Origin of the sequence: Micromonospora sp. NPDC047620 (genome assembly GCF_043205005.1) — a bacterium.
Classification (GTDB): domain Bacteria; phylum Actinomycetota; class Actinomycetes; order Mycobacteriales; family Micromonosporaceae; genus Micromonospora.
On the sequence record NZ_JBIDDG010000015.1, the window covers coordinates 161323 to 171952 of the forward strand.

The 10630-nt window shown below is 74.6% G+C and carries 10 protein-coding genes and 2 pseudogenes; 4 read left to right on the top strand and 8 right to left on the bottom strand.

Annotated elements, in window-relative coordinates:
• Window positions 1-119 precede the first annotated feature (119 nt).
• Window positions 120-662: pseudogene (locus ACGF5C_RS20405) on the top strand (MFS transporter); the annotation flags it as partial.
• A 164-nt stretch (window positions 663-826) separates the two neighbouring features.
• Window positions 827-1279: pseudogene (locus ACGF5C_RS20410) on the top strand (MFS transporter); the annotation flags it as partial.
• A gap of 135 nt (window positions 1280-1414) precedes the next feature.
• Here ACGF5C_RS20410 and ACGF5C_RS20415 read toward each other — a convergent pair.
• The 4 genes from ACGF5C_RS20415 to ACGF5C_RS20430 all read right to left on the bottom strand — a co-directional run bounded on the left by ACGF5C_RS20415 (window position 1415) and on the right by ACGF5C_RS20430 (window position 3751).
• Entirely contained in the window at window positions 1415-1675 is a 261-nt protein-coding gene (locus ACGF5C_RS20415) for a hypothetical protein (RefSeq protein WP_357697669.1), read from the bottom strand.
• Window positions 1676-1768: 93 nt separating this feature from the next.
• Window positions 1769-2230 carry an SRPBCC family protein gene (locus ACGF5C_RS20420; RefSeq protein ID WP_350706327.1) on the bottom strand — a complete coding sequence of 154 codons (462 nt, stop codon included), beginning with the start codon at window positions 2228-2230 and terminating at the stop codon, window positions 1769-1771.
• A gap of 52 nt (window positions 2231-2282) precedes the next feature.
• Window positions 2283-2699 carry a DUF2795 domain-containing protein gene (locus ACGF5C_RS20425; RefSeq protein ID WP_393303731.1) on the bottom strand — a complete coding sequence of 139 codons (417 nt, stop codon included), beginning with the start codon at window positions 2697-2699 and terminating at the stop codon, window positions 2283-2285.
• Between the two features lie 71 nt (window positions 2700-2770).
• Complete coding sequence (locus ACGF5C_RS20430) at window positions 2771-3751, bottom strand: YihY/virulence factor BrkB family protein (protein WP_393303733.1); 981 nt, start codon at window positions 3749-3751, stop codon at window positions 2771-2773.
• Window positions 3752-3914: 163 nt separating this feature from the next.
• Here ACGF5C_RS20430 and ACGF5C_RS20435 point away from each other — a divergent pair, with 163 nt between their 5' ends.
• A complete protein-coding gene (locus ACGF5C_RS20435) occupies window positions 3915-4316 on the top strand; it encodes a ChaB family protein (RefSeq protein ID WP_350706322.1) in 402 nt (133 codons plus the stop codon).
• 61 nt (window positions 4317-4377) lie between these two features.
• Here the strand turns inward: ACGF5C_RS20435 and ACGF5C_RS20440 are convergent, their stop codons facing one another.
• Window positions 4378-5811, bottom strand: a complete 1434-nt coding sequence (locus tag ACGF5C_RS20440) for an aldehyde dehydrogenase family protein (RefSeq protein ID WP_393303735.1) — start codon at window positions 5809-5811, stop codon at window positions 4378-4380.
• Window positions 5812-5883: 72 nt separating this feature from the next.
• Here ACGF5C_RS20440 and ACGF5C_RS20445 point away from each other — a divergent pair, with 72 nt between their 5' ends.
• Complete coding sequence (locus tag ACGF5C_RS20445) at window positions 5884-7488, top strand: phytoene desaturase family protein (RefSeq protein WP_393303737.1); 1605 nt, start codon at window positions 5884-5886, stop codon at window positions 7486-7488.
• Between the two features lie 764 nt (window positions 7489-8252).
• Here ACGF5C_RS20445 and ACGF5C_RS20450 read toward each other — a convergent pair.
• The 3 genes from ACGF5C_RS20450 to ACGF5C_RS20460 form a co-directional block, all read right to left on the bottom strand.
• Window positions 8253-9020, bottom strand: coding sequence for a polyprenol monophosphomannose synthase (locus ACGF5C_RS20450; RefSeq protein WP_357697678.1), 768 nt, complete (start codon window positions 9018-9020; stop codon window positions 8253-8255).
• Window positions 9021-9157: 137 nt separating this feature from the next.
• Window positions 9158-10156 carry an SDR family oxidoreductase gene (locus ACGF5C_RS20455; RefSeq protein WP_393303739.1) on the bottom strand — a complete coding sequence of 333 codons (999 nt, stop codon included), beginning with the start codon at window positions 10154-10156 and terminating at the stop codon, window positions 9158-9160.
• Window positions 10153-10581, bottom strand: coding sequence for an SRPBCC family protein (locus ACGF5C_RS20460; RefSeq protein WP_393303741.1), 429 nt, complete (start codon window positions 10579-10581; stop codon window positions 10153-10155). The genes ACGF5C_RS20455 and ACGF5C_RS20460 overlap by 4 nt, the downstream gene beginning before the upstream one ends.
• Between the last annotated feature and the right edge of the window lie 49 nt (window positions 10582-10630).

Consider the following 10630-nt stretch of genomic DNA (forward strand, 5'->3'; position numbering starts at 1 on the left):
GGGTTGCCGTCAGCCGAACGGCCGATTCTGGATGAGCTGTCCGTTTCTCCACCCGTCCGGACCACACTTTTTGTCCCTGCGGGGGAGGCCCGGTCGCGGCGCCGGTGACACGAGGCAGGATGGTCGTCCGTGTCCACTGTCCCGCCCCGCGCCTCGCTGCTCCTGCTGGCCTACCTCGCCTTCGTCAGCCTCGGCCTGCCCGACGGGCTGATCGGGGTGGCTGGCCCTCGATCCGGGCCGACTTCGGCGTGCCCACCGAGGCCGTCGGCCTGGTGCTCACCGCCGGGACCGCAGGCTACCTCACCTCCAGCGTGCTGGCGGGCTTCACGCTGGCCCGGCTCGGGGTCGGCTGGCTGCTCGCCGGCAGCACCCTGCTGGCCAGCCTCGCGCTCACCGGCTACGCGCTGACGCCCGGCCTCGCCCTGATGGTGAGCTGCGCCCTGGTGCTCGGTCTGGGCTCCGGCGCGATCGACTCCGGGCTCAACGCGTACGCCGCCGGCGCCTTCGGTCCGCGCCACATGAACTGGATGCACGCCTTCTTCGGCCTCGGGGTGGCGCTCGGACCGCTGATCATGACCGGGGCGCTCAGCGCGGGGCTGGCCTGGCGCTGGGGGTACGGCCTCGTGGCGACGGCCCAGCTCGTCCTGGCCGCCGCGTTCGCGCTGTCCGGGCCTGGCGGGATCGGGCCCCGGCCCGCGAGTCCGTCGGGCCCCCGGCCGGCGCGGCGCCCGTCGCCCCGCCGACCGTCACGTCGGTACGCGAGACGCTGCGGCTGCCGGCGGTCTGGATCGGCGCGCTGGCCTTCGCCGTCTACGTGGCGATCGAAGTGGCCGCGGGGCTCTGGGCGTTCCTGCTGCTCACCGAGGGCCGCGGCCTCGGCGCGGCGGTGGCCGGAGTCTGCGTCTCGGGCTACTGGTGGAGCCTGTTCGTCGGGCGGGTGGTGCAGGGCGTGGTGGCCGAGCGGTTGGGCGCGGCGGTGGTGCTGCGGGGCAGCCTGGTCGGGATGGCCGTCGGCGCGGCCCTGATCGCGGTGCCAGCCCCGGCCTGGCTGGCCGTGGCCGGGCTGTTCGTCGTCGGGTTCGCCGCCGCCCCGGTCTTCCCGCTGCTCACCCTCACCACCGTCGACCGGGTGGGCGCCGCGCACGCGGAACGGACCATCGGCCTCCAGATCGGCGCCGCCGGGCTGGGCGGGGCGCTCGTCCCGGCGGGGGTCGGGGTGCTGCTCGGCAACACCTCGGTCGAGCTGCTCGGGCCGGCGCTGGTCGTGCTCGCGCTGGCGCTGATCGCGCTGCACGCGGCGGGCACCCGGGCAGCACGACCGCCACCGGGCCGGGGGCGCCGACCGGCCGGTGCCGGCGGCCCGCTGAACGGGACCGACGCGGGTGGCCGCGGTGGCCGCCGCGCCGGCCGTGGCTCACATCGTGTCGGGGCCGGTCCGTCCCGTCGTGGAGGGGCGGTAGGCGCGCTCCGGGTCGGTCGGCTCGCGGCCCGCCCCGGCGGCCTGCCCGCCGCGGTCCACGGCCTCCGGCCCGTGCCCGAACGCGGCCTCCTCGCCGGCGTCGTTGCCCGTCGCGTCGTCGGTCTGGCCGTCCAGGGTCGACCGCGCGACGGCCTTGTCCAGTTCCTGCAGGGGAATCCGTTCCTCGTCCCGCCACACCGTGTTCTCGTCCGTCATACCCATCGCGGTACCCGGGCCCGCTCCCCGCAAACGGCGATGGCCGCCGGGGAGCCGGCGGCCATCGGAGTTCGCTGCCCGGGGGCGGGGGGATCAGGGCTGCGGCCGGTCGACCCTGCCGCGCCAGGCGCCAGTCTCCTGACCGCGCCGCTCGATGAACTGCTTGAACCGATCGAGGTCGCCCTTGGCGCGCCGGTCGACGATGCCCAGCTTGTCGCCGGCCTGCTCGACCACGCCGTGCGGCTCGAACTCGAGCTGCAGGGTGACCCGGGTGGTGTCCGGGTCCAGCCGGTGGAAGGTCACCACTCCGGCCTGCTTCGTGCCGCCGGTCGAGCGCCAGGCGACCCGTTCGTCCGGGAGCTGCTCGGTGATCTCGGCGTCGAACTCGCGCTTCACCCCGGCGATCTCCACGGTCCAGTGGGTCATCGTGTCCGACAGCTGCCGGACCTCCTGCACCCCCTCCATGAAGTGGGGGAACTCCTCGAACTGGGTCCACTGGTCGTACGCGGTGCGCACCGGGACGGAGACGTCCACGTGTTCGGTAACGCCACTCATCAGGCATCCTCCTTCGTCCGCCGGTGTCGGGCCGGATCGTGCGGGGATCCGGTCACCAGCGGGTCGTCTCGTTCTTGTGGCCGAGCGCCGCCCACACCTCGGAGACCGTCTGGTAACGGATGCCTTCGGGCAGCCGCTCCAGCTCCGCGAGGATGTCCGCCGGCGCGTCGTTGTCCTGCGCGTTGGCGATCAGCGCCTCCCGGTCGCCCGGCAGGGCGGCCATCGTGATGAACCGTCCGAGCCGGCTGCGCCGTTCGACGTCCTGGGAACTCATCCCCTTGGGCGCGCCCGTACGCAACTCGCCGGCCGGGGCCGTCGTCGGCTCCGGCTGGTCCTCACCGGCCGGCTCCGGCACACGGGACTCGTCGACCCGCGAGCCGCCGGTCCCCGGCCCCTGCACGAGGCCGCTGACCTCCCGGCTCATCTGCTCGTCGACCCTCGGTCCGTGCTTGCTGCTGCCACGTTCCATGCCTTCTGCGCTACCCGGTGGCACCGGCGGTAAACCGCCATCCGGTGACACCGGCGGTAAACCGGCAGCGGTCACGTGTCGGCGGGCGTCTTCGGGGGCAGGACCGGCTCGTCCGGGTCCGGCTCGCCGGCCTGGAGCACGCGGCCCCGCTGCAACTCGGCGTTGATCTGCACGCCGAGCATCAGCGCCGAGTTGGACAGGTAGAGCCAGACCAGGAACGCGATCACGGCGCCGAGGCTGCCGTAGGTGGCGTCGTACGAGCCGAAGTTGGCCACGTAGACGCCGAAGCCGAAGGAGGCGACGACCCAGGACACCAGGGCGACCGCCCCGCCCGGGGTGAGCCAGCGGAACCGCGGCTGCCGGACGTTCGGCGCGATCCAGAACAGCAGGCTCAGCAGCACCATCATGACCATGGCCAGCACCGGCCACTTGGCGACGCTCCAGGCGGTGCGGGCCAGCCCGCCGACGTTCAGCAGGTCGCCCACGGCGTCAGTGACCGGGCCGCTGACGATCAGGCCGGTGGCGACGACAGCGAGCAGCACCAGCGAGACCGCCGCGAGCCCGATCTGCATGGGCCGCAGCTTCCAGACCGGCCGCCCCTCCGCCACGCCGTAGACGGCATTGGAGGCCCGGGTGAACGCCCCGATGAAGCCGGACGCCGACCAGAGCGCCCCGAGCAGGCCGAAGCTCAGCAGCACGCTGGCCGAGTCGTTCTGGTCGACCACGCCCCGGACCACCGAGACGAAGCCCTCGTTGGCCACCACCGAGCCGGCGCCCATGTCCCGGGCCAAGTCGAGCACGGTGTCCACGGTCTGCTCGCCGTTGGACACCAGCCCGACCAGGGCCACCACCACGATGGTGGACGGGAACAGCGCGAGCACCCCGTAGTAGGTCAGGGCGGCGGCCCAGTCCGCGCAGTTGTCCTTGACGAAGTTCCGCGCGCTGCGCACCAGCACCCCGCGCCAGGTCCGCCAGCTCAACTGCCGCACCCTGCGGGGGATCCGCAGCCGCTGCTCCCCGGTGCGCGCCGTGCCGGGCTCCGTCGTCGTCATGGCCCGCTCCCTGTGCCCCGGCCGCCGGACGCCCGGGCGCCTCCGGCTTGGCCTGGCCCCGCCGGTACCCCCGGCCGGAAAACGACAAACCCGGCCGCCCGGTTTGCCGACCGGCGGTGGGGGAACGGTCAAACCAGAACCCATCGACGCGGAGGAGGACGAGATGCCCGGGCGCGAGGTACTGCCCAGCACGCTGCGACGCTCCCCGGAGAAGGCGCAGCGCACCTGGGAGAAGACGCACGACTCGGCCGTGGAGACGTACGGCGAGGGGGAGCGGGCGCACCGCACCGCCTTCGCCGCCGTGAAGCACCGGTACGAGAAGGTGGGCGACCACTGGGAGCCCAAGGGCCGCAAGGGCCCGAGCGACCGCCAGGCGGCCGGCGGCGGACCGGAGCGCCGGGCGCCCACCGCCGGCGGGGTGGACGCCAACGCCACCAAGGACCATCTGATGAAGGTGGCCCGCAAGCTGGACGTCCCCGGCCGGTCGAGCATGACCAAGCCCGAACTGGTCAAGGCCATCGAGAAGGCGAACAACCGGCAGACCGCGAAGGCCCGCGGCCGCTGAGGCCACCATCGCGTACGACGCAGGGGCTGCCCTACCGCGGGCAGCCCCTGCGTGCGCGCGCTCACCAGTGGCCGCCGCCGGGCGCCTCGATGTGCACCGCCTTGGTGGCGGTGAACTCGTCCAGCAGTTCCGGGCCGTACCCGAAGCCTTGGCCGCTGCCCCGGCGCGGATGCGCGGCACCGCCCGGCGCCCCGCCGAACACCGCGTTGATCTTCACGGTGCCCACCGGCAACTCCCGCCAGGCGCGCTGGGCGTGGCTCATCGACCCGGTCAGCACCGTGGCGGACAGCCCGTACGGGGAGTCGGCGGCGCACCGCAGCGCCTCGGAGAACGAGTCGACCACGACGATCGCGGCGACCGGCCCGAACGTCTCCTCGCGCACCAGCGTCATGTCGTGCCGACAGTCGGTGACCACCGTCGCCGGGTAGAACGCCCCCGGGCCCTCGGGCAGCGTCCCGCCGGTGCGGATCCGGGCCCCCTCCGCCACCGCCGCGATCACCTGCCCGTGCACGTGGTCGCGGTGCCGCCGGTCCACCAGCGGTCCCAGCTCGGTCGCCGGGTCCGCGCCCGGGCCGACCCGCAGCCGCTCCGCCCGCTCCACGAGGGACCCCGTGAGGTCCTCGGCGACGTCCCGGTGCGCGTAGATCCGTTCCACCGCAACGCAGATCTGCCCCGCGTTGGCGAACGCGCCCGTCGCCGCCTGCCCGGCCGCCCACACCGGGTCGACGTCGCCGTCCACGACCAGCGGGTCACTGCCGCCGTTCTCCAACACCACCTTGGCGCCGGTCCGCGCCGCCGCCGCCGCGATGGCACGCCCGGTAACGGTGGAGCCGACGTGCGCGACCACGTCGACCTCCTGCGCGGCCAGCGCCGCCCCGACCTCCGGGCCGCCGGTCAACAGCGACAGCACCCCGGGCGGCAGCGCGGAGTCCAGCGCCTTCGCCAGCAGCCAGCCGGTCGCCGGGGTGCGCTCGCTCGGCTTGTAGAGCACCACGTTGCCGGTGACCAGGGCGGCGCCGAGCAGCCCGCACGAGACTGCCACCGGGTCGTTCCACGGGGTGATCGCGGCGACCACCCCGCGCGGCTGCGGCACCATGAAGTCGAGGGCGTGCGTGCCGCCGTGCAGGGTCCGCCCGCCGCGCACCGGGGCGAGTTCCGCGTACTGTCGCAGCGTGCCGACGCCCGCCTCCACGCCGCCCCGCGCGTCCGCGAGAGGCTTGCCCATCTCGGCCGTCGTCGCGCGGGCCAGCTCGTCGGCGACCGCCGCCACCGCGTCCGCCGCCCGGTGCAGGGCCGCCACGCGCTCGGCGGGGGCGGTCGCCGCCCACTCCGCCGCGACGCCGCGCGCCGCCTCCACCGCCTTGCCGACCTCGTCCGCCGTGGCCACCGGCACGGAGCTGACCGGGGACCCGTCCGCCGGATCGCGTACGACCAGCTCGCCCCCCTCGCCGCCCGCGCCCCACACTCCGCCTATGAGCTGCGCAACCGTGTACATGCGGCGGTGGATCCCCGTGCCCCGACGCGGCAAACGCGTTTCGCCCGGTTGCTGGCAGGGTAGGCGGACCGGATGAGTTCGCCCGGCGCGGAGTGCGCGGACGCCGTCGTCGTCGGAGCCGGTCACAACGGTCTGGTCGCCGCCAACCTGCTGGCGGACGCCGGCTGGGACGTCCTGGTGCTGGAGGCCACCGCCGCGCCCGGCGGGGCGGTGCGCTCCGCGGAGGTGACCGCCCCCGGCTACCTCAGCGACCTCTACAGCTCCTTCTACCCCCTCGGCTACGCCTCGCCAGTGCTGCGCGGCCTGGAGCTGAACCGGTACGGCCTGCGCTGGCGGCACTCGCCGGACGTGCTGGCGCACCTGCTGCCCGACGGTCGGGCGGCTGTGCTCAACCGCGACCCGGAGGCCACCGCGGCCTCGCTCGAGGCGTTCGCGCCCGGCGACGGCAAGCGCTGGCTGCACGCGTACGACGACTGGCGGCAGGTCGCCGAGCCGATGCTGGACACCATCACCAGGCCGTTCCCGCCGGTGCGCGGTGGCCTGACCCTGCTGCGCCGGCTGCAGGTCTCCGGCGCGCTGCGGCTGGCCCGGCGGCTGGTGGTGCCGGTCCGCAAGCTCGGTGACGAGCTCTTCGACGGGGAAGGGGGCCCCGCGCTGCTGGCCGGTTGTGCCCTGCACACCGACCTGTCGCCCGAGGAGGCCGGCTCGGGCGTGTACGGCTGGCTGCTCGCCATGCTCGGCCAGCAGGTCGGCTGGCCGGTGCCCGAAGGCGGCGCGCAGAAGATCACCGATGCGCTGGTGGCCCGGCTGACCGAGCGCGGTGGCCGGATCCTCTACGGCGCCCGGGTCGACCGGGTGCTGACCGCCCGGGGCCGGGCGATGGGCGTGCGCACCGTCGGTGGCGCCCTGTGGCGGGCCCGCCGGGCCGTGCTGGCCGACGTCCCCGCCCCCGCGCTCTACCTGGACCTGGTCGGTGCGGCGGCGCTGCTGCCCCGGCTGGTGGAGGACCTGGCGCACTTCCGGTGGGACGGCTCGACGCTGAAGGTGGACTGGGCACTGTCCGCGCCCGTGCCGTGGACCAACCGCGCGGTGGCCACCGCCGGCACCGTGCACCTCGGAGCGGACCTGAACGGGCTGACCGGCTACGCGGCCACACTGGCCCGCTCGGAGGTCCCGCGCGACCCGTTCCTGCTGGTCGGGCAGATGTCGGTGGCCGACCCCAGCCACTCGCCGCCGGGCACCGAGTCGCTCTGGTCGTACACCCACCTGCCGTTCCGCCGGCACTGGCGGGCCGAGGAGATAACCGACCACGTCGACCGGATGGAGCGGGTGCTGGAGGAGGCCGCGCCCGGTTTCCGCAGCCTGATCGTGGGACGGCACGTGGCCGGGCCGGCCGATCTGGAGGCAGGCGACCCGAACCTGGTCGGCGGGGCGGTCGGCGGCGGCACCGCCGCCGCGTACCAGCAGCTCTTCCTGCGCCCGATCCCCGGCCTCGGCCGCGCGGACACCCCGGTGGACCGGTTGTTCCTCGCGAGCGCGTCGGCGCATCCGGGCGGCGGGGTGCACGGCGCCCCCGGCGCGAACGCCGCCCGCGCCGCCCTGGCCCGCGACCGCGCCCTCACCGGTCCGGTGTACGCCGCCACGATCGACGCGGCGCACCGCGCGATCTACCGCTGACCCGACCGCACCACCACGCGCGTCCGGCGTCGCCGGCCGCAACCGGGGATTCCGGCTGTTCCGGGGGTTCCGGCCGCACCCGGGGGTTCCGGCTGTACCGGTAGATCCCGGCCCCCCTGTGGATCCCCGCGGCTTCCATGGATTCCCATCGGGTCAGCCGGCGGGACCGGCGGCTGACCCACGCTGCCGTCACCAGCTCGTCGAAGATGCCGGCTGGCTGCCCGCTGCTGGCTGCCCGCTGCTGGCTGGCGGGTCTGCTGCCCGTCGGCGGCAACGGAACCCGGCGGTGGCACGGCGGTTCGTGCGCTCGGTCTTACCGAGAGTGACGCCCCCGTGCGCCTGCCGGACCACCTCCGATGCGCCTTTGCTCTGCACCCGGATACGCACCGGCAACCGTCGGTAACGGCATGCGGCGAGCCCTGCCCGGACCGCTGTCGGATAAGGGCAGGTCAGGCTGGTGGTGCGTGGGTGGGTGCAGAGCAAAGCGCCAAACCGGCAGTCCGGCGACGCGGGATCGATTGTCACGGTGCGTGACGTGACAATCCGTGACGGCGATGGACGAGTGGACGGCGTTCGGCGGGGCGGATCGGCTGACGCGTCGGCCGCGCCGAACCGCGCCGAACCGCGCCGAACCGCGCCGCGCCGCGCCGAGCCGAACCGCGCCGCGCCGCGCCGAGCTGCGCCGAGGCGGTGCCGGTCGCCTCGCGTCCCACGCCGTCGGCGCGGGAGCGGTTCCGCGCCCGGCGCCCGCCGTTCCCGGTGCCTCAGCGCTCGACGTTGCGGTGCTTGGTGCGCAGCTTGAACGGCATCAGCGCGCTCTCGATCTTGGTGGCGGTGGTCATCTTGGACGCGCCGTCGCGCCGCTCCTCGAAGCGGATCGGCACCTCCAGGATGGTGTGCCCCAGCTTGGTGGCCAGGTAGTGCATCTCCACCTGGAAGCTGTAGCCGTTGGACTGCACGCGCTCCAGGCCGATGTCGCGCAGCGCGTCCGCCCGCCAGATCTTGAAGCCGGCGGTGAGGTCGCGGATCCGGACCCGCAGCAGGGTGTGCACGTAGAGGTTGGCCCAGCCGCTGAGCGCCCGCCGGTAGAGCGGCCAGTTCTCGTCGAGCTCGCCGCCCGGCACGTACCGGGAGCCGATGACCACGCCCGCCTGGGTGGAGAGCAGCGCGCCGAGCATGCCCGGCAGCGCCTCCGGCGGGTGCGACAGGTCGGCGTCCATCTGCGCCACGTACTCCGCGCCGCCGTCCAGCGCGCGCCCGATCCCGTCCACGTACGCCCGACCGAGGCCCTCCTTGCCGGCGCGGTGCACGACCTCGATCCGGTCGGGGTGCTCGATGGCCAGCTTGTCCGCCACCTCGCCCGTGCCGTCGGGAGAGTTGTCGTCGGCGACGAGGATCTTCAGGCCCGGCAGCGGCAGGGCCAGGAGCCGCTCGACCAGCACCGGGAGGTTGCCCGCCTCGTTGTAGGTGGGAACCACGACGGTCAGGCGTGCGTCCCGCCAGGGCGCGGGCAGCTGCACGGGTTCGATCATGTCGGACATCCTCAGTCGGCGGACAGGGCTCCCTGAGAGCGTAGCCAGTTGCCACATCCGGGTCGAAAAGGCACCCCGTTCCGCCGGTCATCCGCCCCCTGGTGGGGCGAGGACCGGGCCTGAGCGGTGTCCGTGGATCAGCGGAGGCGGCGGGTGACGGCGGTGACGGCCAGGGCCAGGCCGGCGAGGGCGGCGGAGACGGCCGGCTTGTGCGTACCGACCCAGAGGGTGGCCGAGCGGGTGCGGGCCCGGTCCGTGAAGACGCCCTCCGCGCCGCGGTCCCGCTCGTCGTCGCCGGGGCGGTCCAGGTTGTCCCGCCAGGCGGCCGGGTCGACGGGCGTCCCGGTCTGCTGGCTGTCGTAGCCGTCACGAGCGAGCTTCCGGTCCAGCAGGCCGGGCGCCAGGATGTCGCCGAGCCGGGCCCGCCAGGTCGGCCCGCCCACGTTCAGCTCGCGCGGCCCGTGGTCGGCCGCCCAGACGATCGCCTTCGCGGCCACCTCGGGCGCGAAGATCGGGGGCACCGGCTGCGGATGCCGGGGCAGCCGCGTGCGCACCCAGGAGAACTGCGGGGTGTTGACCGCCGGGAGCTGCACCATCGACAGTCTCACGCCCGGGCAGTCGTGCAGCAGCTCAGCCCGCAGCGAGTCGTTGAAGCCCTGGATGGCGTGCTTGCTCGCGCAGTACGCCGACTGCAGCGGGATCCCCCGGTAGGCCAGCGCCGAGCCGACCTGCACGATCACGCCCCGCCCGCGCGCCCGCATGTGGCGCAGCGCCGCGAGGGTGCCGTGCACGGTGCCGAGATAGTTGACCTCGGTGACCCGGCGGAACTCCGGGGCCGGGATCTCCCAGGCCGGGGCGAAGACCGAGACCATCGCGTTGTTCACCCACACGTCGATCCCGCCGAACCGGTGCGCCACGTCGTCGGCGGCCCGCTGCACCGCGCCGGCGTCGGCCACGTCGACCCGGTAGGCGTGCACCTCGGAGGCGCCCAGTTCCCGGCAGTCCCGCTCGGCGGCGGCCAGGCCGGCCTCGCCCCGGGCGAGCAGCGCGAGCCGGGCGCCGCGCTCGGCGTACCGGCGGGCGACGGCGCGTCCCACGCCGGCACTCGCCCCGGTCACCACCACGGTCTGCGTCATCGATCCGCCTTCTGCCGCTTGGCGATGTCCGTCAGCCGGGTCAGCGTCTCCCCGTTGCGCTGGTGCAGCACGAGGTCGTTGATCTTGTTGCGTACCCAGCGCAGCGGGCCGGCGGCGAAGTCCTCGCCGATGCGCACCCGGGTCGCGCCGTCGCCGACCGGTTCGAGGGTGAAGGCCACGATCGCCTCACCCGCCGGCCAGAGCCCGGCGCGGATCACGAGCCGGCGCGGCGGCTCGCAGGCGAGCACCGTGGAGGAGTCCTGGAGGGAGAGCGGCCACGGCCCGGCCTTGTGGTGCAGCTGGGTGCCCACCCGGGGCCAGGCGTCGTCCACGTCCCGGACGTGCACCGTGCCGACGACCCAGTCGCTGTAGGTCCACCCGTCGGCCAGCACCGCCCAGACCTGCTCCGGGCGAGCTTCGATCACTTTCTCCACAATCGCCACTGCGTCCCCATACCCTGACGCGGCCCGGCCT

Coding starts and splice junctions, on each gene's coding strand:
- ACGF5C_RS20415 (WP_357697669.1), bottom strand. CDS start 1,675: ATGACGGACGAGAACACGGTGTGGCGGGACGAGGAACGGATTCCCCTG.
- ACGF5C_RS20420 (WP_350706327.1), bottom strand. CDS start 2,230: ATGAGTGGCGTTACCGAACACGTGGACGTCTCCGTCCCGGTGCGCACC.
- ACGF5C_RS20425 (WP_393303731.1), bottom strand. CDS start 2,699: ATGGAACGTGGCAGCAGCAAGCACGGACCGAGGGTCGACGAGCAGATG.
- ACGF5C_RS20430 (WP_393303733.1), bottom strand. CDS start 3,751: ATGACGACGACGGAGCCCGGCACGGCGCGCACCGGGGAGCAGCGGCTG.
- ACGF5C_RS20435 (WP_350706322.1), top strand. CDS start 3,915: ATGCCCGGGCGCGAGGTACTGCCCAGCACGCTGCGACGCTCCCCGGAG.
- ACGF5C_RS20440 (WP_393303735.1), bottom strand. CDS start 5,811: ATGTACACGGTTGCGCAGCTCATAGGCGGAGTGTGGGGCGCGGGCGGC.
- ACGF5C_RS20445 (WP_393303737.1), top strand. CDS start 5,884: ATGAGTTCGCCCGGCGCGGAGTGCGCGGACGCCGTCGTCGTCGGAGCC.
- ACGF5C_RS20450 (WP_357697678.1), bottom strand. CDS start 9,020: ATGATCGAACCCGTGCAGCTGCCCGCGCCCTGGCGGGACGCACGCCTG.
- ACGF5C_RS20455 (WP_393303739.1), bottom strand. CDS start 10,156: ATGACGCAGACCGTGGTGGTGACCGGGGCGAGTGCCGGCGTGGGACGC.